Source organism: Sphingobacterium corticibacterium (genome assembly GCF_004208525.1).
Taxonomy (GTDB): Bacteria; Bacteroidota; Bacteroidia; order Sphingobacteriales; family Sphingobacteriaceae; genus Sphingobacterium; species Sphingobacterium corticibacterium.
Genome location: NZ_SGIT01000001.1, coordinates 578,998 through 602,127, shown reverse-complemented (window position 1 = coordinate 602,127; position 23,130 = coordinate 578,998). Strand labels below are relative to the sequence as shown.

Sequence of the window (23,130 nt, the reverse complement as noted above, 5' to 3'; positions counted from 1 at the left end):
ATTATTCCTTGATTTCTGCATTTCTAATCGTAACGGAAATTAATTTATATCCATTCTCCGTACGTAAAAAATCAAAATGGTTTTGCGATATATCTGCCGTTCCATAATCGTATGAAATAACCACGCTCAATACCGGATATTGCCATTCTTTTGCCTCACGGCAATTGTTGAAATATTTATCAAATTCTGCCCCTTCATATATAAATGGGTTCAACCCATTCAAGAAAATGGAATAGTTGGTACTGGATTCGTTAATTTCCGAAAGTATCTGTTTTAATAATTGGAAATTGTTGTCTACAAATTCCTGTTTTTCACTTCTTGCCCATCCTTCTTTGGACTCCCATACGATTGTATCGTGTACGACATGTAACAACTGCCCTCTCGTAAAGTCGGACAGCAAGTCATCGATCAACCATGTTTTAAACTCTTTCTTAAAATCAATAAAGGTTACATATTTCCCGTCGCTGGCTGGAAAGCTCTTTTTCGATTTATCTTCCGATGGTGTTGATGTCCTTTCAACAGAATAAAAATCAAGTTTATTGTCGTTCGGAAAATTTTCTGCTAATACTTTATTTAAGGTATCGAGTAACACTTCTACCCCTCCGACCCAAGTATAATAATTATCTGCTGGCGGCTCGTTCTCACGAACATATTTCTTTTTCGCTCCTTTCAATCCGACCAGCATTCCATTCCTAACTTTTGTTAAGTCATTGTATATAGCAGGTACCACGATTTCTCCATTTTTATCAAACAATCCCACTTTATCCGATTTTCTATCCCTAAACCGTATAAACCCTTCATTTTCACAATCTGCTACATTATCAAAAATGTAAATACTATCCCTACCGAATTCTCCACCTTTTTTATTTAAATAATAGCTTGTCCATTTTTCTTTGTCGCGTTCTGAACCAGCTATTATATCGCAAAATTTGATAGCTGTGACAAAACCGGCAAATTTTGGTTCTATCTTAACGACACCAGATTTATCTTTGTAACCTACTAAGGTGGAATCTTGATTATAAAAAACCGTCCAGGTATCGTTTGTTTGCCCATATATCGAATAGTTCGAAATCATTGTCAAGAAAACCACGGTAAATATCTTGAGATGTATAAAAATTTTCATGGCACTGTTATTTATATTCATCTAAAATACAAATTTCAATTTCAAGTTTTATTATTGTCTCCGACCTGTTCTTCAAAATTCGTTGTTTTATCAATGGACTCGACTTAACTTTGTTATATCATCGGGACGTAACCGAAGACAAATCTGCTACCTACCACCGACAGAAAAGCGTGCAAACTTAAAAGCGAACCTTTTTAATAAAGCATTGTTCTTACTAATAGAAATAAAAACGAAATATTATGAGAGCTATTTGGACTGGAGCAATAGGATTCGGGTTGGTTAATATCCCCGTTAAAATATATAGTGCTGTGCAGAGCAGCTCGTTAGATTTAGATATGTTAGATAGAAAAGATAAATCAAACATCAAATACAAACGCGTCAACGAGAGCACCGGCAAAGAAGTGAAGTGGGATAATATCGTTAAAGGCTATCTGCTCAAAGATAAATACGTTATTCTCGAAGATTCAGACTTCGAAGAAGCCAGCCCTGAGAAGAACAAAATGATCAACCTGCATTCTTTTGTCAAGATGGATGAAATAGATAGTATTTATTTTGATACACCCTATTATCTAGAACCTCAAAAAGGAGGAACGAAAGCCTATCAGCTTCTCCTTAAAGCTCTTGAAAAAAGTAAGACAGCGGGATTAGGCTCTTTCGTCATGCGCAATGTAGAACATCTTGCCATCGTGAAACCATATGAGAATATGTTATTACTTAATAAAATTAGGTTTGAGGAAGAAATCCGATCGACGGATGAATTAAGCTTGCCAGGGAATACCCGATTAAAAAAAGAAGAAATGGATATGGCTCTTCAATTGATCAAACAGCATAGCCAATCTTTTGATATATCAAAATATAAAAATCAGTATACAAGCGAATTGCTAAAAATTATCAAACAAAAAGCTAAAGGGAAACATACTTCTATTCGTAAGATGAAAGTGGAGAATACGAAATCAACTGATTTATTGAATAAATTAAAGGCAAGTTTAGCCTAAAGTTTAGCGAGCACCTGTTTTATATTCACCGCACGATCCCACAAAGATACCCAAGGATCGTCTACCTCATTTACTCGTTTTAACATCGTCTTGATATTGTAATCGGCAATACGCAGTTTAGGCGTTAGTTCGTCCCATCGCAAAGGTGCACTGACGGTCGCTCCTTCTTTGGGACGTAAAGAATAAGGTGCTGCAATGGTCTGCCCGCGCCTGTTCTGCAAAAAATCTAAATAAATCATCCCCTTTCTTTTTTTTGGATCTCGCACTAGGCTTGTCGTATCAGGATGTCTTTCTTGAACCATTTGAGCTATTAACTCAATAAAATCCCTCGCAACGTCGTACGTGTATTTCTTTTTTAAATAGACGTAAATATGGAATCCCGTAGCTCCAGAAGTTTTCAAAAAAGCCGGAACTTTCAGTTCCTCAAAAGTTTCGTAAGCCGTCGTCGCCACCCGTATAAGCTCTTGAAAATCGGCTCCGTTGGGATCTAAATCCAGCACAGCAAAGTCTGGGTACTCCGGCTTTTGATAGGTAGAGAGCCAAGGGTTAACCTCAATAGAACCTAAATTTGCGATATAAAGAAGGGTGGCTTTATCGTTACAGACGATATAGTCTGTTTCTTTTCCCGTGCTTTCTGAATGAATCGGAACGGTTTTTATCCAACTAGGAATATTGTCCGTATCCACATCTTTTTGAAAAAAACCTTCCGCAGCGATCCCATTTGGAAAGCGGTGCATAGAAATCGGTTTATTCTTGATAAACGGAAGTATATAATCGGACATTTGTTCATAGTAAGCTATCATCTGCCCTTTTATATAACGCTCTTTTGGCCAATACACTTTGTTTAAATTGGTCAATTGAACCTTTTTACGACCAATCGTTATCAAATCTTCATTCTTTTCATTTTTCATAGGACTCTCCTTTTCAATTTCTTCCGCATCTTTATCTTGTCGCAACCCTTTGAATACGGGATGGCGCAAACGACCATCTGTTGTCCACTCGCTATAGTATACCTCGCATACCATCAGCGGCCGCAACCAAGTAACTTCTTTCTCTTTCGCGATAGTAACTTCCTCCTTAAAAGGTTTATACCCGTTCTCATGCTTATGCATAGTAGTATATATATCTTTCAGGCTCTTTGTATTGAATCCCGTACCACAGTTACCTATATATACAAGCTCTCCATCCCGATAATAGCCTAACACCAAAGCTCCAAAAAATGAACGGCTTCCTTGGGGAGAGGTATAACCGCATATAATGGCTTCCTGGGTATTTCGTAACTTAAATTTTGTCCAGAAACCACTTCGTTTACCTTGCAAGTAGGTGCTATTTACATCTTTTGCAATAATTCCTTCCCATTGTTGCTCTTCGGCTTTTACTTTAACTTGCTGAGCTGTGCCTGGCAGAATCTGCGTTAACTGAACAATTTTAGATTTCTTTATCCGACGGAACAACAAAGCCAATAATTCTTCCCGTTCTTTAAGCGCATAATCTGTAACATACTCGTTTTCTAAACGAAGTATATCAAAAACATAATAACGTAATGTAAGGTTGCTCGGAATGGGTTCGCCACTAGCTATCAATTGGAAATGTGTTTTCCCTCGTTTATCCTCGATGACAAGCTCCCCGTCGAGCCAAACATATTTGTCTACAGACGATAATTCCTCTACCAAGGAAGGAAACAAAGCATTCATATCTTTCCCGTTACGGGAATAAAGTTGGACGCCTTCTTTGTCACGTATAGCCAAAATACGAAACCCATCATATTTTTTTTCGTACCTCCATTCCGCTCCTTCCGGGAGATGTTCCGTCAATTTTGCCAGCATCGGTTTCGGTAATTCTTCCGTTTCTTCTTTTTGGCTAGCTTTGGGAAGCTTTTTTGGAGCACGCCCCTTCTTATCCTTTTTAAAGTCTACACCAGCTTGCTTAATCTCTTGTTGCACATTATCCTCGCTATTGTAGGGTTCTTCCCATGCATATCGATCTTTATGTTTTATAAGCAGCCAAGCATTATCCTCCTGCCCTTTGATCCGCACTAACGCAAATTCACCACGGAGAATATGACCATGTAATTTAAATTTGAGAGAACCTTTCTCCAAGTCCTGCAAAAACTCTTTTGTATTCTTTGCTTCCGTAAATTCATAGTATCCTGAGTCAAAAATAGTGACCACGCCTGCGCCATAATTACCTTTTGGAATAATACCCTCGAAAGAGGCGTAATCTATGGGATGATCTTCGACTTGCATAGCTAACCGCTTATCTTTAGGATACAATGAAGGTCCTTTAGGAACCGCCCAACTTTTCAAAACACCATCCAGTTCCAACCGAAAATCATAATGTAAACGAGAAGCGTGATGTCGTTGTACGACAAACCGCAACTTTCTTGTACGATCACTATTTCGCTTATTACTACCTTTTGGTTCCTGTGTTTGCCTAAAATTCCTTTTCTTTTTATAGTCTTCCAGCTTTACCATATCTATCCCTTTATTAAATCAACATAAGCGTCATCATAAAGTTTGAGGCCTATAAACTTCCTGGATATGTGAGGATGGAAGTAATGCAGCTGGCCCGATAAATTAAGTTTCTATATTGTCTTAACCACAAAATTAAGGTGTAACCGGAGGAGGCGTAGGATGCAATACGGAATCCGTAGTATCTCTGAGTGTTGTATCTCGAGGTAATGTTCCGTCTCTATATCCTGGTTCTTCCATAGTGCCTCTATCGTCCATCGAGTCGGTGTTTTCATTTCGATTGCCACCACATCCCGTGCCTAGCAATCCAACCATAAATGTAAAAAAAATGATTCTTTTCATAGCTGTATAATTTAATTATAAACCTGGTATTATACTTTTAAACCACTTGTTGAACAATATATATTCTCTGATAGTTGCCTTTAATGTTAATTTAGGTATTTATACACTTCCGATAGCTTAAATACACGTATTTTACGCTTTTTCCAAAAATCTTGCCCTATGTCAAGTGTCCTGGTCGAAAAAGTCATCATATTGCATAACAAAAAACAGCTGAAGCATCAAAAAAATAATGTTAACATAAAAGGTATCTCGTATGAAAAAACACATAATACATTTTGTTTGGGCGGTTCCACTTTTAACAGCCCTATGTATAGAAAGTTCAACAGTAATCGCACATGATAAACAGTTAAATGTTATATCCACACAACGTATCCCTGTTGTTAAGCACATCACTGAACAAGATAGTAGTGGTAATATTCAAAAACTGCTGGCACATTACGAACAAACAGCCGCTCATTTAAAAAAAAGCGTAGCCGGTCTTACAGATGAACAACTAAATTTTAGCCCGACAGAAGATCAATGGTCCATTAACCAATGTGTGGAACATATCGTTTTATCGGAACCGATGATTTTTGGCATGTTCAAACAAGAAACTTCAAAATCTGATTCGTCCAAAACATCACAAAAACCAAGCTATACCGATGAAGAAATTGTAAACAGTATCACCAACAGAAGTGAAAAATATCAAGCTCCTGAAATACTCAAACCTACCGGGAAATACAAAAATATGAGCGAAGCTTTGGTTGCCTTCGAAAATGGGAGAAAAGAGATTATCAATTATATCAAAAATGCAGATATTAATGCATTACGCAATCATATCAGCCAAGGACCGGCTGGTCCGGTGGACGGATATCAAAATTTGCTGTTTATCACCACACATTCTGATAGACATATTTTACAAATAGAGGAAATTAAAGCACATCCTAATTTTCCTAAAGGCAAACTTAAATAATACAAACAGATTATCTATGATTAATTGGTTAAAATTATACCAATGACATAATAATGTACAAAATAAACCGTTATACAAGTACTTCATAATTTAGGTTTATAATTGGTTAGTTAGTTAAAAGATACTGGGGCTCTCCGCTCCAGTATCTTTTGTTTTGTGCTTATCCTAAACTTTTCTAAACATCTCTTTACTTAGACTGTTCTATATATAGGCTATGCGAATATAAAAACGAGTATCAATGCATTCATTAAAAACATCTATTATGCAGACAATCGATTTGAAATTACTGAAAGAGTTGACGGCGATCCAGGATACACCCTGTATCTCCATTTACATGCCCACCCACCGGGTACATCCCGCAAATGCGACGGATCCTATAACTTTTAAGAATCTTTATAAAAAGACTTTACAGTATATCCAGAACAATGGTCTCCACGAGCATGAAAAACTTATTCAGCCGTTAGAAAAGCTTATCAACGATAAAACGTTTTGGGATCACAATGATGAGGGTCTTGCGATCTTTGTATCTTTGGAAGACACACAGATATTACGTTTACCCGAAAAAGTGCAGGAGATAACCTGTGTGGCTGATTCATTTTGTGTAAAACCTTTGTTTAAGCTGTATCATGAAAACCAATCTTATTATCTCCTTGCATTAGCTTTGGATGATGTACAACTTTATCGAGGTGACAAATACCAACTTCAAAAGTTGGATATAGAAGATAACGTACCTACGACCATGAAGGAGGCACTGGGTGAGGAACTTACGGATAATCATTTACATGCATCTGTTGTACAAGGAGCCGGATTACATGGATATATGGAGAAAAGCCAGGAGGAAGATATCGATATGGATCGATTTTTCAGAAAAATTGATCAAGCTATTCTAGAACATTACCCTATCCCTCAAGATGTACCATTAGTGTTGGCTGCTTTGCCGGAGCACCATAGCCATTTTATGCGGATCAGTAAACACCATAATTTCTCGCCTATTCACCTGCAAATTAACCCGCAATCTTTAAGCAAAACAGCTCTTTTAGAAAAAATACAGGATGTATTCAATAAAATACTCGAAAAACGAAAAAAAGAACTTCTCGAGCGTTACCAACTTGCTATACCCGAAAACTTAAGTAGTTTGGATATAGGTGATGTGACCAGAGATGTAATTGATGGCAAAGTAGAGGTACTTTGCATCGAGAATGGTAAATCCATCGAGGGTCATATTGATGTAGATGAACGTATAATCGTACAAAAAGATGGACAACAGACAGACGTCATTAATGAATTGGTGCGCATGGTATTCAGCTACGGAGGTAGTGTGATCGTCCTTGACGAAGAGGAAATGCCATCAGAAACAGGTGTTTTCACAATTAATCGTTATTAACGATATAAAAAACATATAATACCATCAATTTTGGCACAAACATTGTGTATTATGCTGTATTCATAATTTAGGTTAATAATTGGTTAGTTTAAAATCCTGGAGCTCCCCGCTTCAGGATTTTTTGTTATTCTGCAGCAACACAAACGCAACTACTTCCCAATACAGAACTTCCCGAAAATTGTCCCCAAAATATCACGGTCGACATCAATATCTCCCGTGATACTGGAGATATGACGTAAGGCAGTCCGTACGTGGTGGGCAAGCAAATCACCCGGGAGCAAGATACCTAAGCCCTCTTCCACCTGTCCAAGTGCCTCCAACGCCTGCTTTAAAGCTTCCACATGGCGGGTGTTGGTGATAATTTGTTGGTCTTCTACTGCCATTCCCCTAATTTTGTCCAACAGCACTTCTTTCAATCTTTCCACACTTTCGCTATCCTTAGCAGATATAGCTACAAGTGAATCGCTATAATTAGTAAATAACACATCTGTAATAGCTGTATCCATTTCGTTCGAATGATACCCTCCTTGCAGATCAATTTTATTCCGAACTAAAATCACAATAAGACCGTCATAATAAAGTTCCTTCACCTGTGCAATGACCTCATCCGCCGTGCTATCTTTATCATCATATAAATACAATAACACCTTTGCCTGCCGAACCTTTTCTTTCGCTTTCGTTATGCCGATAGCCTCAATGGTATCCGTAGTTTCCCGCAATCCTGCCGTGTCAATAAAACGAAAAGTAATCCCATCTAGGTTAATAGACTCTTCTATAGTATCTCGGGTAGTCCCGGCTATATCGCTAACAATAGCACGTTCCTCGTCAAGTAATGTATTGAGTAATGTTGATTTCCCCGCGTTGGGTTTTCCGATGATAGCAACGGGAACACCATGTTTTATGGCATTTCCGTAGGCAAACGATTGAATAAGCTTTGCGATATGCACCTTTAGCTCCTGTACCAGTGCCTCAAATTGCGCCCGATCTGCAAATTCTACATCCTCTTCGCCAAAATCCAGTTCGAGCTCTAAGAGTGCCGTAAAATTAATTAACTGCTCACGCATTTCCTGCAGCTTATTACTGATTCCGCCTCGCATTTGGTTCATGGCGATTTCATGAGAGGCTTTATTTTCCGAAGCGATCAAGTCTGCTACGGCCTCTGCCTGTGAGAGATCCATACCACCATTTAAAAATGCGCGCAGTGTAAACTCTCCCGCTTGTGCGGCCCTTGCGCCCTTTTTTATCAGCAGCGCAATTAGTCGCTCAATAATATATTTTGAATTATGGGTAGAAATTTCGACGACATCTTCTTTCGTATAGGAATGCGGCCCTTTAAAAAGGGAGATCAATACCTCATCAATTATCTCTTCCCCATCTCGTATGGTACCGAAATGAATCGTATGCGTGTGTTGATTTAGTAGATCTTTTCCTTTGAACACCGCGTTGGTAATCGTGATCGCTTGTGAACCAGACAAACGAATAACCGCAATAGCTCCATTTACTCCCGGCGAAGTCGCTAGAGCCACAATCGTATCTTGCGAAACTAATCCTGTTGACATACTGCAAAGGTACATTTTTTATGTGTACCCTCTACTTCTCGTAGAACTCAATCGGTAATCCATCTGGATCGGCAATGAAAATAAATTTCTTTTCAGTAGTTTCATCTATGCGGATAGGTTCATACGCTATTTCGTGTTCCTCCAACGCACGAATAGTTCCATCCATATCCAATACTTCAAAGGCCAAATGTCGTAGTCCGGCTGCTTCCGGATACGACGGGCGTTCGGGTGGTGAGGAGAATGAAAATAGTTCGACGATATACTGGTTGTTTAGTGCTAAATCTGCTTTATAGGAATTACGTTCGGCACGATAGATCTCTCGTTGCAATTCCAAGCCTAAAATATCACGATAAAAAGACAGACTACGCGCATAATCGCTACAGATAATGGCAATATGATGTACCTTATTTAACTTAACCGCCATGCCCTATAAAAGTTGAAAGATATCCTGCACGCCCAAGAGTTTGCGAGCAGTGAATCCTTCCGCATATTTAACCTGAATGTTCCGTCCCAATTCTGCGGCTCTACCGCGGGTAGACTCCATAAAAGCCGGATTCGAAATATACGTCTTTGGTTCATCGTCATCCGACGACACATTAAATTGTGTGGCATAAGCTAAAACAGACTGCTCTTTCTTTTCCCAAAAGTCTGTAATATCTAGTATAATATCGGGTTGGATATATTTATCTTGAATCACTTGCAACTGAAGTCGTGGACGAAAAGCCTCTTGTATCTGCCCCTCATCAACAGTTTCGATTCGGCGGAGTCCACTTAAAAAAAGTGCGTCATTCACCAGTTTGCTTGCCCTTCCATGATCGGGATGACGGTCATCTAATGCATTTGTTATGACAATTTCGGGTTGATATTTACGGATTGCACGGATAATAACAAGTTGACTTTCTTCATCATTGGTGAAGAAGCCATCACGCAGGCCGAGGTTTTCACGAACTTGTACGCCCAGAATATCCGCAGCTCTCGTTGCTTCCTGTTGTCGGGTTTCCGCGGTACCGCGCGTTCCCAATTCGCCTTGTGTCAAATCTATAATACCCACTTTTTTACCTGCAGCAACGTATTTTGCAATCGTTCCGCCCGCACCTAATTCAGCGTCATCGGGATGAACGGTCATTACCATTAAATCCAACTTCATAGTATGTTTCTGTTTGCTCCAAAAGTAGGCATTTCACGAAAATTTGGCAAATGAGCAGTAGAGATCAAAAAAGCTTTATGCCGTTATCAATTTTTCAATTTTCGTGACCAATCTCTTTGCCTGAGGGCTTGTCAAACTATAGAAGTAGTCTACCACTTCTCCTTCCTTGTTGATCAGATATTTGTGAAAATTCCACACAGGCTTCACGTTTATGCGTCCATTTAGATTTTTGTCAGACAAAAACTTAAATAACGGATCACAATATTCACCAATCACATGTATACGTTTAAACACAGGAAAAGTAACCTGTTGCTGTATGCGACAAAATGTTTCCAGCTGTAAACCTGTCATCGGCTCCTGTCCACGAAAATCATTGGATGGAAAAGCCAAAATTTCAAAACCACGGTCTTTGTATTGCTGATATAGTTTTTCAAGCGACTTAAATTGTTTGGTAAAGAAGCACTTGCTAGCTGTATTTACAATCAACAGCACTTTGCCGGAATAATCTTGCAACGATTTTTTTTCTCCGTTAAACTGTAAACCGTGAAAATCATAAACCGTTTGCATCACTCTCCTTTCCTTTACGTTTAGTAATTATACAAATTCTTTATCGGGCGCACACGCTCATACCCTCGGATAATATTTTCTATTTCATAGTCTTCTTCCGGATCATACACCGATTTGAGGTTATGACCGAATACTTTGGCTACCGATTGATAGAAGAAAGCGGAAAGCCCTCCTTTCATCTCTCGCACAAGTTCATAACTACTGTTTCCGGTTTGGCGTTGTACTAATTTGATTAATATCGCCCCCTGCGAAATGCTTAGATTCTTTATTTCCGTTCTGAATTTCTCTTTGATTTCATCTTCACAGGCCTTTATCAAACGCTTTTCTTCTCGCTTGGAAGATGCAAGTGCAATATCACGGTCTAGTTGCTCATAGCGCTTCTGTGCATAAATTGCGTAAGGCAATACCCGCAACACATTGCGTTCCAAACGAAGGTAGTTCAACCGATCTTCTTCAGTCTTAAATGTACGCCTTGCCGTAATGATAACATCTTTAATCGGAAACCAAGGCACAACCTCCCCTGTTTCCAAACGCGTAGTCGTATAATGCTCCAACATTTCCCCTTCTCCTTCTCCGTAATGGGGGACTTGTAAAGCTTGCCCTTTGCCCCCAAATGGCATCAGGAAAACCAAAAATAAACCCCATACAAAAGATCGCTTCATCACCTCCTAAAAAATGTTAATGTATTTCCAACTATGTAAAAAATTTGCTATATTTATATATTGTTTTTCCCCTGTTTCCACACAAGTGGAAAAACCATAATAAAATTACGAACAAAAAAATATAAAAGCAACTTTTTTCGGTGAGTATATATGGAAGAATTCGAGATTGATATAGAGGCAGAAAACAAGGAGATTAGGAAAAGGTACCGCGCATTACTTAGAGCCTGCAAACCTACTTTGCAACGAGGGGATAAACAAGAAATCCGAAGAGCATTTGACCTTGCGTTAGAAAGCCATAAAGATATGCGCCGTAAATCAGGCGAGCCGTACATATACCACCCGATAGCGGTTGCACAGATAGCCGCAGAAGAAATTGGTTTAGGAACGACTTCTATCGTATGTGCATTGTTGCACGACGTCGTGGAAGATACCGCTATCACCTTACAGGAGATCGAGGCACAATTCGGCAAAAAGGTAGCCCGCATTATCGACGGGCTTACTAAAATATCGGGTATTTTCGATCCGAACAGTTCCATGCAAGCGGAAAACTTCCGCAAAATGTTGCTCACCCTAGCTGATGATGTGCGTGTTATCCTGATCAAACTTGCGGATCGTCTACACAATATGCGCACGATGGAATTTATGGCGCGACATAAGCAATTGAAAATTGCTTCTGAAACGAGTTATCTATACGCGCCCTTGGCACACCGTTTAGGTCTCTATGCTATAAAATCAGAACTGGAAGACCTTTCCATGAAGTATACCGACCCTGATACTTACAAATTCATCGCACGAAAACTGAACGAGAAAAAAGCAGAACGTGAAAAGTTTGTTGCCGATTTTATTGAACCGGTGAAGACAATACTCGAAGAGCAGGGCATCAAGGCACAAGTATTCGGGCGTCCGAAATCCATTTATTCCATTTGGAATAAGATGCGTAAAAAATCTATTCCGTTTGAAGAGGTGTATGATTTATTTGCCATCCGGATTATCATTGACACCCCTACAGAACGAGAAAAAACAGAGTGTTGGAAAGTATATTCTATCGTCACGGATTTATATCGTCCTAACCCCGACCGCTTACGGGATTGGGTTTCTTCGCCCAAAGGAAATGGTTATGAATCCCTACACACTACCGTGATGGGGCCTCGGGGTCAATGGGTAGAAGTACAGATCCGTACAAAGCGTATGAACGAAATTGCCGAGAAAGGTTTTGCCGCCCATTGGAAATACAAGGAATCGAACTCGGACAGCGGATTAGACCAGTGGATACAAAAGGTTCGAAACCTATTAAGCAGCCCAGAGCAAAATGCAATGGATTTCGTGGACGACTTCAAAATGAATCTGTTCTCAGACGAGATATTCATTTTCACGCCCAAAGGCACATTAGTCCAATTACCTAATGGCGCCACAGCATTAGATTTCGCATTTGAAATCCATTCAGATATTGGCGCAACCTGTATAGGCGCTAAGGTCAACCACAAGTTGGTTCCGCTTAGTCATCCACTGCAGAACGGCGATCAAGTCGAAATTATTACCTCCAGTAAGCAAACTCCGAAAGAGGATTGGCTTAATTTTGTTGTTACAGCGAAAGCAAAATCAAAAATACGTTCTTCGTTAAAAGAAGAAAAAAGACGTGTAGCAGAAGATGGCAAGGAGATTTTAGAACGTAAGTTGAAATCACTAAAAATCACGTACAATACAGACAATATTAATAAAATAGCCAACTATTTTAAATACCCCAGCTCCCAAGAGCTTTTTTACAACGTCGCTAAAGGTGTTATTGATATAAAAAATCTACGTGACTATGCAGACAGTGAGAAAACAAATACACCCGGTCAAAGCCATTTTAGTTCACATGTTTCTGGCTTAGTTGAGAAAATCAATAAAAAAGAGGTTGACACCATTCTTATTGGTGACGATTACCAGCAGGTTGATTATACGTTAGCACCATGTTGCAATCCCATTCCAGGTGATGATATATTCGGTTTTTTAACGGTGAATGACGGTATAAAAATACACCGCACCAGCTGTCCCAATGCCTCCAAGCTGATGGCGAGTTATGGCTATCGAATATTGAAAGCAAAGTGGGCTTCTTCTCAACCAAATGTAGCTTTTCTTACCGGGCTGCGTATTGTAGGGATTGATGACGTTGGGCTTATTAACAAGATCACCAATGTAATCTCGCGGGAATATAACGTCAACATACGTTCACTGTCCATTACCAGTAACGAAGGAATTTTCGAGGGAAACATTATGGTATTTGTAAATCATATTGAACAATTGGAAGACCTCATGAAAACCCTGAAGCAAATCAGCGGGATAACGGGTATAACACGCTATGAAGCAGATAATTAATCCAAAGCGTACACTTCCCCATTAAACCATCGTTTTTTAAAAATGAAATTGGTAAATTTGCAGGAGAAATAACTATTTAACATGAATAAAGGCGAAAACTATCAAACGGTAAAAAAAATCTTCGAAGCTTACTTAGAAAATAAGAATCTGAGAAAAACGCCTGAGCGCTATGCTATTTTGGAAGAGATTTACTCGCGTGACGACCATTTTGATGTGGAATCACTTTATATCCACATGAAGAACAAAAAATACCGGGTAAGCCGTGCTACTGTATATAATACATTAGAACTGTTAGTATCCTGTGATCTGGTAACCAAACATCAGTTTGGCCGCAACATGGCTCAATTTGAAAAATCCTACGGTTTTAAACAACACGATCATGTTATCTGCATCGAATGTAATAAAGTGGTAGAGTTTTGTGATCCCCGTATTAATCAAATCCAAAGTTTAATGGGCGATCTGTTGAAGTTTGACATCAAGCACCACTCTCTTAACCTATATGGCGTTTGTGAAGACTGCCAGAAAAAAGATACAGAAAACGCCGAAACTACACCGAAAAAAGGAAGAAGCCCGGTAATTTCAAATTAATGTGGTAATCGCCAATTATTGTATTACCTTTGTTCAGAAAAGACAGGTGTGTCCTGTTTTTTCTAAACGTATCATTTAAATTTTAATATCCATATTTCAATATTATGCAAGTTGATGTGCTTTTGGGCCTACAATGGGGCGATGAAGGAAAAGGAAAAATCGTGGACGTATTCTGTCCGAAATATGATTTAATCGCCCGCTTTCAAGGTGGCCCTAATGCTGGACATACATTAGAGTTTGATAACAAGAAATTTGTCTTGAATACCATACCATCTGGTATTTTTAATGAAGGTACACTCAACCTTATTGGTGGTGGCGTCGTTATCGACCCTATTATCTTAAAACGCGAGTTAGACAATCTGCGCACCTCGGGATTTGATCCTGTGGGTAAAGGCACATTGGTTCTAGCGCGTAAAGCACATTTAATTCTACCTACTCACCAATTGCTGGACGCCGCCTCTGAATCAAAAATGGGTGCTGGTAAAATTGGCTCTACCCTTAAAGGAATTGGTCCAACGTATATGGACAAAACCGGAAGAAACGGTTTGCGCGTGGGTGATACCACACTTCCTGATTTTCAAGAGCGTTATGAAAAATTAAAAGCAAAACATTTGGAGATCCTTTCCCACTACGGAGAGATCCCTGATTTCTCTGAAAAAGAAGCGGCTTTTATGAGCGCCATTGATTTTATCAAAACGATTCCACATGTCGATGCTGAACACCTAGTCAATAACTACCTGAAAGAAGGAAAAACAGTACTAGCAGAGGGTGCGCAAGGTACACTATTGGATGTAGATTTTGGTTCTTATCCTTTTGTTACGTCATCCAATACCACCACCGCTGGCGCTTGCACTGGCCTCGGTATTGCCCCAAATAAGATTGGCGCTGTATATGGTATCTTCAAAGCATATGCTACTCGTGTGGGGGGCGGACCATTTCCAACGGAGTTGGATGATGAAACGGGAGAAAAACTACGCCAGATAGGTCATGAATTTGGAGCGACCACCGGACGCTCTCGTCGGACAGGTTGGATTGATATTCCAGCCTTGAAATATGCCATTATGTTAAATGGCGTAACCGAATTAATCATGATGAAAGCGGATGTGTTGGACACATTTGAAAAAATCAATGTTTGTACACATTACAAACACAACGGCGAAACCATCGATTACATGCCTTATGAAATTATCACCAACCAAGCAGAACCCGTCTTGGAAGAAATAGCAGGCTGGAATCAAGATATTACGGGTATTCGTTCAAAAGACGAAATTCCCACGGCGTTAAAAAATTACATCGCTTATCTGGAAAAAGCATTGGAAGTGCCTATTAAATATTTATCTGTAGGCCCCGATCGTGTTCAGACAATCGAACTGTAATATAAATATACAATGGCTACAGCCGTATTTCAGGTTGACACGCAGCAATTCGAAAGAAAGGCGCTTCAATGGGCGCAACAATTTGATGAGGTTTGTTTCTTCCAATCCAATGGCTATAGTGATGAATATGCGCAAATCGGCAATTTACTTGCCGTAAAAGCCGTAGACAGTTTTGTTAGCACGCAAACAGATATATTCCATACGTTGGAAAAATTTAGAGCCAAGCATTCCGATACGTGGATGCCTGGCTTTTTTAGTTACGACCTTAAAAATGAAATTGAGGATTTAACTACCTCTTTTCCCAACCAATTAGCATTTCCAGAAGCTTATTTTTTTATTCCGAGCATTATTTTAGACTTTAAATACAAGCAGGTAAAAATTGAAGCTCTTTATCCGGAAAAAGTATATCGTGATATCTTAGCTTACGATTACATCGCTAACGAAGAAAGAATCGAAACTGAACCTATCCAGTTTCAAAAGCGGATGTCGAAAAAAGCTTACCTAGAGGTATTCCGGCAGTTGCTGAAACATATCCGTCAGGGGGATATTTATGAGGTCAACCTTTGTCAGGAATTTTATACAACGCATGTTACGTTGTCTCCGTTAACGGTATATCAAAAATTAAATCAAATTTCGCCTACTCCCTTTTCTTGTTTTTTCAAAATCAAGGATAAGTATATCTTATCCGCATCACCGGAACGTTTCTTGGCAAAACGCGGAAATACCTTGATTTCTCAACCGATTAAAGGCACTGCACCACGCGGAAAATCGACAGAAGACGACCGCGAGATCATCGCCACGTTGAAAAATAGTCCGAAGGAAATCGCGGAAAATGTGATGATCGTGGATTTGGTTCGCAACGATCTAACACGTAGCGCACAAGAAGGAACGGTAAAAGCAGAAAGACAACTGGAAGTCCAAACGTTTAAACAAGTGCATCAGCTAGTCTCCACCATCACTTGTCAGAAGAGAACTGACATATCAGATATAGAAGTTATCCGCAACACTTTCCCTGCTGGTTCGATGACCGGTGCACCAAAAATCAGCGCCATGAAATTATGCGATCGCTACGAAAACAGCAAACGGGGTATATATGCCGGTTCGGTAGGTTATTTTGACCCTGCGGGCAATTTTGATTTTAACGTCGTGATACGTTCTTTGCTTTACAATAGTACAAAGGAATACCTATCTTTCCACACGGGTGGTGCGATAACCATCGATGCGGATCCGGAAAAGGAATACCAAGAATGCCTCTTGAAAGCTTCTGCTATTCTTAAAACCTTGAACGCGAATTTGGTAGAGTAAAATTTGTATCTTTAGGCATGTCTTCGCCTTACATCAACATACATACCCACTGTACACTTGCGCCCACTGCACAGATATTCCCTATTCCTAACGTCATCATATCCAAGAATTACCTCTTTCCACATCCCTGCTCGCTTGGTATACATCCTTGGTACATCGAACAAAATATCACAGCACAACTGGATGCGCTTCATCAATATGGAAAAAAGAAACAAGTTTTAGCCATAGGCGAGTGTGGACTTGATAAACTTTGCGATACAGACTGGGCTTTGCAAGAAGTGACTTTTCGAAAACAAATCGGCTATGCCAATAGCATTCGAAAGCCCCTGATTATCCACTGTGTTCGGGCATATCAGGAATGTCTGCGTATATTACAAGAAGAAAATGTACAGGTTCCGGTTATCTTTCACGGATTCGAAAAAAAAATGGAATTGGCTACCCAAATTCTACATTCCGGCTATTTCCTTAGCTTGGGAGCCGCCCTCCTCTCCGGTAACAAGGATAACCTCATTCAAGAAGTACCACTAGACAAAATTTTATTGGAAACGGATGATAAATCTGTTAATATCATTGATATTTATGCTTATTTTTGCCGCGTTCGAAAAATAGAGATGCAAGTCTTGAAAGAACAGCTGTATCAAAACTTTACGCATATATTCAACTATCCGATAAGGTAGTGAGGGAAACAATTTATTTAAATGAAAGATTTATCTTGGTTATCAAGAACAGAAGCATTAACAGGCCGTGAGGCATTAGAAAAACTAGCAAGTTCACATGTAATGGTTCTTGGTTTAGGGGGTGTGGGTTCGTTTGCTGCGGAATTCATATGCCGCGCAGGTGTAGGTAAAATGACTATCATCGATGGTGATACCGTAGATCCATCTAACCGAAATAGACAATTGCCAGCGCTTGCTACCAATCACGGCGAAGCCAAAGCACAAATCATGAAAGATCGTTTATTAGCTATTAATCCCGAGTTGGATCTTCACGTTATTCAAGATTTTATCATACCCGAAAAAATCCCTGCCCTTTTAGCATCGAATCCCGATTATTGCGTGGAGGCAATTGATAGCATTACGCCAAAACTCTTTTTCATCAGACAGGCGTTGGAAGCAAAAATTCCTTTTGTTAGTTCGATGGGTGCAGGTGGAAAAGTCGATCCTACGAAAATCCGTATCGCCGATATTAGCAAATCATACAACTGTAAACTTGCCCAACACATCCGAAAGAAACTTCGTAAACATGGTATTCGTGATGGTGTTAAGGTAGCCTTTTCTACGGAGCTTCCCGATAAGAAATCCTTATTGTATACGGATGGTAGTAATTTCAAGAAATCCGCTTATGGAACCATGTCCTATTTACCGGCTGCATTTGGAGGTGCCATTGCTTCTGTCGCTATTCGTGATTTGATGGCAAGCATCTAAAAGTCTTGATGTCGCTCTTTCTGTCATCCTGCGGCTTGCCGACCGCGAAGCAGGCATCCAGGGAGGAGGACGGAACTGCGGGGCTGATGCAACGATCTAAAAACTATAAACAAAGCCTTTAATATTACTAACTAAATTAGTAATATTGCAACGTGAATAAACAAAAACACTTTGCTATAGTCGATATTGAAACCACGGGGAGTCACGCTGGAGGGAGTCGTATTACGGAAGTGGCCATTTTGATACACAACGGGAAGAAAGTTATCGAACGGTATCAAAGCCTTGTAAATCCGCAATCTCCGATTCCGTTTGCGATCCAGACCCTGACAGGTATCACACCCGATATGGTGGAAGAAGCACCTATTTTCGACGAAATTGCAGAAGATATATATCATCTTTTACAAGGTAAAGTTTTTGTTGCTCATAATGTAAATTTCGACTACTCATTTCTTGTGAAAGAATTGCGGCAAGCAGGCTATGAGTGGCAAGCATCAAAACTCTGTACCGTACGGCTTTCCAGAAAGATATTTCCTGGCCACCGTTCCTACAGCTTAGGAGATATCTGCAAAGTGCGCGGCATCCATATTGCTGCACGACATCGGGCCATGGGCGATGCTGAAGCTACTGTCGAGCTCTTTTCCCAATTACTTGCACACGATGAAAATCAATATTTGCAGGAGAGCTTGCAAAAGAACATCGAACATCGCTTACCAACCCATCTTTCCTTCGCACAATTCCAGAGATTACCGGAAACCACGGGGATATATATTTTCCGGAATAAAAAAGGAAAGATCATTTATGTAGGAAAAGCTATCAACATACGAAAACGTGTGCTAAGCCACTTCGGAGGTGTTAATACGAGTCTACGAAGACAGCAATTTATAAACGATATTGCGACGATAGATTTTGAAGAGTCGGGTACCGAACTAATGGCCCTGCTTATGGAATGTCAACTGATTAAAAAGCATTGGCCTATTCATAACCAGGCATTGAAACGCTACGAACCAAAATTTGCACTTATCCATTATGAAGATATAAGAGGCTACGTCAGACTAGCGGTAAGCAAAGCAACTACCCATACAAACAGTATCCGTTATTTTGAAACAGCACAAGAAGCAAATTTGTTTCTCGCCAATCTATTGGAAGAATTTAACTTAGCCCCTACACTGTGCACATTTTACTCTCCTTCTACGGAGACACGCGAGGATCGAAAAATACCAGCAGGGGTACTCCCTTCTCGAGAGGAGCACAATCAAACGATCGCTGGCGTATTTCAACAACTGGACAACCGAAAACGTTCCTTTCTTCTTATCGATCAAGGGCGGAACGAAACGGAAAACAGCTATGTTTATTTTAAAGAGGATAAACTCTACGCTTTCGGATTTATAGAGTTTATCCAACAATGGTCCCAAGTGGAAGACGTCGTTTCTTACACCGACAAATGCGTCAGCAATTTTTATATGCAACATATTGTCTTGCAATATGCAGATCGTCATCCGCAAAAAGTAACTACCTTGCCTCAGGCCTCCGCACTATCCTGAGTTTTCTCCACAAAACTGAGCACCTTATCTACCATATTTTTACTTCCGATAACAATCGGGGTCCGTTGATGCAAATGCGTTGGTTTAATACCCAAAACTCTTTCTTTACCGGAGACAGCTTTTCCTCCCGCTTGCTCTATAATAAAAGCCATGGGGTTACATTCGTAAAGCAGCCGTAATTTACCATGGGGGTAACTGGAAGTCTCGGGATATAAAAACACCCCTCCCATAATCAGCGTACGGTGAATATCAGCGACCATCGATCCTATATAACGGGAAGTGTAAGGTCTTGAAGTTGCGCTATCCTCTGCCTGACAATATTTGATATAATCTTTGATGTATTGCGGAAATTTCAAGTAATTCCCTTCATTCACCGAATAAGAATTTCCATCTACAGGAACTTGCATGTCCGGGTGCGATAAACAGAACTCTCCAATAGATGGATCCAATGTAAAGCCATTTACCCCTTTTCCTGTTGTATAAACCAACATCGTAGAAGAACCGTAAATCACATACCCCGCAGCAACTTGATCATAACCATATTGCAGTATTTCCTCTTCAGACACCGGTGCATCAAGTACCTTTCTTCGATAAATGGAAAAGATAGATCCAACAGAGACATTCAAATCAATGTTTGCAGATCCATCTAATGGATCCATACACACCATGTACTTACCTTTATTTGTCAAGTTTTTTAACGATACCTCGATACATTCTTCATGTTCTTCGGAAGCGATATAACAGCATTCTCCACCGCGAGTCAATGCCTCAATAAACTGTTCATCGGCATATACATCCAATTTTTTCTGTGCTTCGCCCTGCACATTGTGATGACCATTTTCGCCTAAAATATCCACTAGCCCAGCTTTGTTAACCTCCCTATTAATAATCTTCGCTGCGATACCGATGTCTCGCAACAATCGGGAAAGTTCACCTTTTGCATAAGGAAAATCAGCTTGCTTTTCAATAATAAATTGACCTAATGTTTTAAATGCCATAGTATGTAGTTGTTCAGTTTGGTAACAAATTTCACGGTGCAAAGCTACGCAAGCAAAACAAATTAAAAAACTGATTTTCAGCTTATTGTATTATATACACATATTTATCAGACTGATATTCAAATGCTTATTTTTAATAAAAATTTGTATTTTTCTTTCGTGATCTGTTTAGACGACATCTTCAGCTAACATCTTCTTCATATTTTCGTTATATTTAAGACACATTAGGGAGGTATATTTAAAGCATTCAAATAGTGGCTAAGAAAAAGAAAATGATAAATAGGTTTATTCCCCGCGATATCAGTTGGTTGAGTTTTAATGATCGGGTATTGCAGGAAGCTGCTGATGAAAGCGTACGTCTTTCCGAACGTATTAAGTTTTTGGGTATTTTCTCCAACAATTTGGATGAGTTTTTTAGAGTAAGAGTCGCGGGATTAAAAAGGGCGTTGGCATTTAATGAGAAAGACGCAAAAGAAATTTTCTTTGAAAAACCGCAAATCATCTTAGACCAATTAAATGAACTCGTCATCCAACAGCAACAGCAGTTCGATCGCATTTGGCTTAAAGTACAAGCTGAAATGGCGAAGGAAAAAATTTTTATAAAAACCAACGAAGAGCTGAACGAGGAACAACAAGAATTTGTGAAGTTTTACTATGAAGAAGAAGTAGAATCAAACGTTATTCCTTTGATGCTGGATGAGGCACGTGCTATGCCCTATTTACGGGACAAAAGCTTGTACTTGGGCATCGCCATGTGTAAAAAAGATTGGGAATATGAAACGCGTTATGCCATTATTGAAAACCCAACACGGCGCAATGGTCGTTTCTTGCTATTGCCCTCACCGAAAGGAGAGAAACATGTCATATTGTTAGAAGATGTCATCAAATATAATATACCTTATATTTTTTCCTATTTCGGATTTGATTCCTTTAAGGCACATGCTTTCAAAATTACCAGAGATGCAGAATTTGATCTCGATAACGACATCAATACGACACTGGTAGAAAAAATTGAAAAGGGTATTAAAAACCGTCGAAAAGGAAAACCGACCCGCTTTATCTTTGACAAGGATATGGATTCTTCGCTTGTAGCCTTTCTAATCAAAAAGCTGAATCTATCTAAAAAAGATAGTATTATTCCCGGACAGAAAATCCATAATTTCAAACATTTCATGGATTTTCCGAAGATTTTTAAATCGGAAAAACCTACAAAAGAGCGTAGTTCGTTCATCCATCCTGACTTCGCCGGAAGGCAGCGCATCAGTGATGTCGTTGTCAAAAAGGATGTGCTGCTCTCTTTTCCTTATCACACTTTTCACCCCATCATTGATCTGCTACGCGAAGCAGCTATGGATCCCGATGTACGTTCTATACACATTACTATCTATCGTATGGCAGAAAACTCCAAAGTAGCCAATGCACTTATCAACGCAGCGAGAAATGGCAAGGACGTAACCGTAATGCTAGAGCTTCGTGCACGTTTCGATGAGGAACACAATATTATTTGGAAAGAACGATTTGAAATGGAAGGCATAAAAGTACTATTGGGAATTCCAGATAAAAAAGTTCATGCTAAACTTTGTATTATCAAAAAAAGACTAAACACCAAAACTGTCCAATATGGCTTTGTAAGTACCGGGAATTTCAATGAAAAAACAGCGAAGATCTATGGCGATTACTGCTTGATGACCAGCAATAGAACAGTCATGGCAGATATAAACCGAGTTTTTACCGGACTAAAGAAATATAAGGGAGATTTATCGCAAAGTTTCAAATCTTGTAAGAATCTACTTGTATGTCCTACTAATATGCGAAGCACATTTCTTGCACTTATCGACAAAGAGATCGCAGAGGCCCGTGCCGGAAATAAAAGCCGCATTATCATCAAAATAAATTCTTTAAGCGATAAGCAGCTTATTAAAAAAATATATGAGGCTGCTGCGGAAGGCGTTAAAATTGAAATGATTGTCCGTGGGATTTATTGCGCCGTTAATCAAAAGAAATTTACGACACCCATCCATGCCATCAGTATTGTCGATGAATATCTGGAACATGCCCGCGTAATATATTTTTATGCAGCGGGCAAAGAACAGGTGTATATTTCTTCTGCCGACTGGATGCCAAGGAACTTAGACTTTCGTGTAGAAGCTGCAGTACAAATCACCAATAAGAAAATTAAACAGGAACTTATAGAGATGCTGGAGATACAGTTAAAAGATAATGTAAAGGCTCGGGTCTTAAATAATAAACTCGATAATACCTACGTACAGAATAACAAACCGCCGCACCGTTCGCAAGTGGAACTTTATAAGTATTTACGAAAAAAAACAAAATAATT

At 39.5% G+C, this 23,130-nt stretch carries 20 protein-coding genes; 11 read left to right on the top strand and 9 right to left on the bottom strand.

Features of this window, described 5'->3' with window-relative positions; translation table 11 throughout:
- Position 1 precedes the first annotated feature (1 nt).
- The gene (locus EWE74_RS02430; RefSeq protein WP_206365119.1) at positions 2 to 1,123 is read right to left on the bottom strand and encodes a WG repeat-containing protein; all 1,122 of its coding nucleotides are present in this window, start codon (positions 1,121 to 1,123) and stop codon (positions 2 to 4) included.
- Positions 1,124 to 1,362: 239 nt separating this feature from the next.
- Here EWE74_RS02430 and ku point away from each other — a divergent pair, with 239 nt between their 5' ends.
- Positions 1,363 to 2,118: a non-homologous end joining protein Ku gene (gene ku / locus EWE74_RS02425; protein ID WP_130139946.1), complete on the top strand. Its 756-nt coding sequence runs from the start codon at positions 1,363 to 1,365 to the stop codon at positions 2,116 to 2,118.
- Here ku and ligD read toward each other — a convergent pair.
- Together ligD and EWE74_RS02415 are read right to left on the bottom strand one after the other, a co-directional pair.
- Positions 2,115 to 4,592 carry a DNA ligase D gene (ligD, locus tag EWE74_RS02420; RefSeq protein WP_130139945.1) on the bottom strand — a complete coding sequence of 826 codons (2,478 nt, stop codon included), beginning with the start codon at positions 4,590 to 4,592 and terminating at the stop codon, positions 2,115 to 2,117. The genes ku and ligD overlap by 4 nt on opposite strands.
- Before the next feature lie 132 nt (positions 4,593 to 4,724).
- On the bottom strand, positions 4,725 to 4,931 hold the full coding sequence (locus EWE74_RS02415) for a hypothetical protein (RefSeq protein WP_130139944.1): 207 nt from the start codon (positions 4,929 to 4,931) through the stop codon (positions 4,725 to 4,727).
- A gap of 253 nt (positions 4,932 to 5,184) precedes the next feature.
- On the opposite strand from EWE74_RS02415, the gene EWE74_RS02410 reads away from it, so the two are divergent.
- Both EWE74_RS02410 and EWE74_RS02405 read left to right on the top strand, forming a co-directional pair.
- Positions 5,185 to 5,883, top strand: a complete 699-nt coding sequence (locus EWE74_RS02410) for a DinB family protein (RefSeq protein WP_130139943.1) — start codon at positions 5,185 to 5,187, stop codon at positions 5,881 to 5,883.
- Positions 5,884 to 6,121: 238 nt separating this feature from the next.
- Positions 6,122 to 7,267: a baeRF3 domain-containing protein gene (locus tag EWE74_RS02405; protein ID WP_130139942.1), complete on the top strand. Its 1,146-nt coding sequence runs from the start codon at positions 6,122 to 6,124 to the stop codon at positions 7,265 to 7,267.
- Between the two features lie 149 nt (positions 7,268 to 7,416).
- Here the strand turns inward: EWE74_RS02405 and mnmE are convergent, their stop codons facing one another.
- The 5 genes from mnmE to EWE74_RS02380 all read right to left on the bottom strand — a co-directional run bounded on the left by mnmE (position 7,417) and on the right by EWE74_RS02380 (position 11,202).
- A complete protein-coding gene (mnmE, locus tag EWE74_RS02400; protein ID WP_130139941.1) occupies positions 7,417 to 8,826 on the bottom strand; it encodes a tRNA uridine-5-carboxymethylaminomethyl(34) synthesis GTPase MnmE in 1,410 nt (469 codons plus the stop codon).
- A 31-nt stretch (positions 8,827 to 8,857) separates the two neighbouring features.
- Positions 8,858 to 9,250: an SMU1112c/YaeR family gloxylase I-like metalloprotein gene (gloA2, locus tag EWE74_RS02395; RefSeq protein ID WP_130139940.1), complete on the bottom strand. Its 393-nt coding sequence runs from the start codon at positions 9,248 to 9,250 to the stop codon at positions 8,858 to 8,860.
- Positions 9,251 to 9,253: 3 nt separating this feature from the next.
- Positions 9,254 to 9,973 carry a bacillithiol biosynthesis deacetylase BshB1 gene (gene bshB1 / locus EWE74_RS02390; protein WP_130139939.1) on the bottom strand — a complete coding sequence of 240 codons (720 nt, stop codon included), beginning with the start codon at positions 9,971 to 9,973 and terminating at the stop codon, positions 9,254 to 9,256.
- Between the two features lie 75 nt (positions 9,974 to 10,048).
- On the bottom strand, positions 10,049 to 10,540 hold the full coding sequence (locus tag EWE74_RS02385; RefSeq protein ID WP_130139938.1) for a glutathione peroxidase: 492 nt from the start codon (positions 10,538 to 10,540) through the stop codon (positions 10,049 to 10,051).
- Between the two features lie 20 nt (positions 10,541 to 10,560).
- Positions 10,561 to 11,202, bottom strand: coding sequence for a DUF4294 domain-containing protein (locus EWE74_RS02380; protein ID WP_130139937.1), 642 nt, complete (start codon positions 11,200 to 11,202; stop codon positions 10,561 to 10,563).
- A gap of 150 nt (positions 11,203 to 11,352) precedes the next feature.
- Here EWE74_RS02380 and EWE74_RS02375 point away from each other — a divergent pair, with 150 nt between their 5' ends.
- The 7 genes from EWE74_RS02375 (at position 11,353) to EWE74_RS02345 (ending at position 19,794) form a co-directional block, all read left to right on the top strand.
- Positions 11,353 to 13,560 (top strand): RelA/SpoT family protein, encoded by a 2,208-nt coding sequence (locus tag EWE74_RS02375; RefSeq protein ID WP_130139936.1) that lies wholly within the window; start codon positions 11,353 to 11,355, stop codon positions 13,558 to 13,560.
- A gap of 81 nt (positions 13,561 to 13,641) precedes the next feature.
- Positions 13,642 to 14,148, top strand: coding sequence for a Fur family transcriptional regulator (locus EWE74_RS02370; RefSeq protein WP_130139935.1), 507 nt, complete (start codon positions 13,642 to 13,644; stop codon positions 14,146 to 14,148).
- Between the two features lie 104 nt (positions 14,149 to 14,252).
- On the top strand, positions 14,253 to 15,524 hold the full coding sequence (locus EWE74_RS02365; protein ID WP_130139934.1) for an adenylosuccinate synthase: 1,272 nt from the start codon (positions 14,253 to 14,255) through the stop codon (positions 15,522 to 15,524).
- A 12-nt stretch (positions 15,525 to 15,536) separates the two neighbouring features.
- Positions 15,537 to 16,829: an anthranilate synthase component I family protein gene (locus EWE74_RS02360; protein WP_130139933.1), complete on the top strand. Its 1,293-nt coding sequence runs from the start codon at positions 15,537 to 15,539 to the stop codon at positions 16,827 to 16,829.
- 17 nt (positions 16,830 to 16,846) lie between these two features.
- Entirely contained in the window at positions 16,847 to 17,506 is a 660-nt protein-coding gene (locus tag EWE74_RS02355; RefSeq protein ID WP_130139932.1) for a TatD family hydrolase, read from the top strand.
- A 21-nt stretch (positions 17,507 to 17,527) separates the two neighbouring features.
- A complete protein-coding gene (locus EWE74_RS02350) occupies positions 17,528 to 18,253 on the top strand; it encodes a tRNA threonylcarbamoyladenosine dehydratase (RefSeq protein ID WP_130139931.1) in 726 nt (241 codons plus the stop codon).
- 152 nt (positions 18,254 to 18,405) lie between these two features.
- Positions 18,406 to 19,794 (top strand): exonuclease domain-containing protein, encoded by a 1,389-nt coding sequence (locus tag EWE74_RS02345; protein WP_130139930.1) that lies wholly within the window; start codon positions 18,406 to 18,408, stop codon positions 19,792 to 19,794.
- Here the strand turns inward: EWE74_RS02345 and fbp are convergent.
- Positions 19,773 to 20,792 (bottom strand): class 1 fructose-bisphosphatase, encoded by a 1,020-nt coding sequence (fbp, locus tag EWE74_RS02340; RefSeq protein WP_130139929.1) that lies wholly within the window; start codon positions 20,790 to 20,792, stop codon positions 19,773 to 19,775. The genes EWE74_RS02345 and fbp overlap by 22 nt on opposite strands.
- Before the next feature lie 272 nt (positions 20,793 to 21,064).
- Here fbp and ppk1 point away from each other — a divergent pair, with 272 nt between their 5' ends.
- Positions 21,065 to 23,128 (top strand): polyphosphate kinase 1, encoded by a 2,064-nt coding sequence (gene ppk1 / locus EWE74_RS02335; RefSeq protein ID WP_130139928.1) that lies wholly within the window; start codon positions 21,065 to 21,067, stop codon positions 23,126 to 23,128.
- Positions 23,129 to 23,130 lie beyond the last annotated feature (2 nt).

What these genes read in the sequence shown, in the direction of transcription:
- EWE74_RS02430 (WP_206365119.1), bottom strand. Translation starts at nt 1,123, where the DNA reads ATGAAAATTTTTATACATCTCAAGATATTTACCGTGGTTTTCTTGACA.
- ku (WP_130139946.1), top strand. Translation starts at nt 1,363, where the DNA reads ATGAGAGCTATTTGGACTGGAGCAATAGGATTCGGGTTGGTTAATATC.
- ligD (WP_130139945.1), bottom strand. Translation starts at nt 4,592, where the DNA reads ATGGTAAAGCTGGAAGACTATAAAAAGAAAAGGAATTTTAGGCAAACA.
- EWE74_RS02415 (WP_130139944.1), bottom strand. Translation starts at nt 4,931, where the DNA reads ATGAAAAGAATCATTTTTTTTACATTTATGGTTGGATTGCTAGGCACG.
- EWE74_RS02410 (WP_130139943.1), top strand. Translation starts at nt 5,185, where the DNA reads ATGAAAAAACACATAATACATTTTGTTTGGGCGGTTCCACTTTTAACA.
- EWE74_RS02405 (WP_130139942.1), top strand. Translation starts at nt 6,122, where the DNA reads ATGCATTCATTAAAAACATCTATTATGCAGACAATCGATTTGAAATTA.
- mnmE (WP_130139941.1), bottom strand. Translation starts at nt 8,826, where the DNA reads ATGTCAACAGGATTAGTTTCGCAAGATACGATTGTGGCTCTAGCGACT.
- gloA2 (WP_130139940.1), bottom strand. Translation starts at nt 9,250, where the DNA reads ATGGCGGTTAAGTTAAATAAGGTACATCATATTGCCATTATCTGTAGC.
- bshB1 (WP_130139939.1), bottom strand. Translation starts at nt 9,973, where the DNA reads ATGAAGTTGGATTTAATGGTAATGACCGTTCATCCCGATGACGCTGAA.
- EWE74_RS02385 (WP_130139938.1), bottom strand. Translation starts at nt 10,540, where the DNA reads ATGCAAACGGTTTATGATTTTCACGGTTTACAGTTTAACGGAGAAAAA.
- EWE74_RS02380 (WP_130139937.1), bottom strand. Translation starts at nt 11,202, where the DNA reads ATGAAGCGATCTTTTGTATGGGGTTTATTTTTGGTTTTCCTGATGCCA.
- EWE74_RS02375 (WP_130139936.1), top strand. Translation starts at nt 11,353, where the DNA reads ATGGAAGAATTCGAGATTGATATAGAGGCAGAAAACAAGGAGATTAGG.
- EWE74_RS02370 (WP_130139935.1), top strand. Translation starts at nt 13,642, where the DNA reads ATGAATAAAGGCGAAAACTATCAAACGGTAAAAAAAATCTTCGAAGCT.
- EWE74_RS02365 (WP_130139934.1), top strand. Translation starts at nt 14,253, where the DNA reads ATGCAAGTTGATGTGCTTTTGGGCCTACAATGGGGCGATGAAGGAAAA.
- EWE74_RS02360 (WP_130139933.1), top strand. Translation starts at nt 15,537, where the DNA reads ATGGCTACAGCCGTATTTCAGGTTGACACGCAGCAATTCGAAAGAAAG.
- EWE74_RS02355 (WP_130139932.1), top strand. Translation starts at nt 16,847, where the DNA reads ATGTCTTCGCCTTACATCAACATACATACCCACTGTACACTTGCGCCC.
- EWE74_RS02350 (WP_130139931.1), top strand. Translation starts at nt 17,528, where the DNA reads ATGAAAGATTTATCTTGGTTATCAAGAACAGAAGCATTAACAGGCCGT.
- fbp (WP_130139929.1), bottom strand. Translation starts at nt 20,792, where the DNA reads ATGGCATTTAAAACATTAGGTCAATTTATTATTGAAAAGCAAGCTGAT.
- ppk1 (WP_130139928.1), top strand. Translation starts at nt 21,065, where the DNA reads ATGATAAATAGGTTTATTCCCCGCGATATCAGTTGGTTGAGTTTTAAT.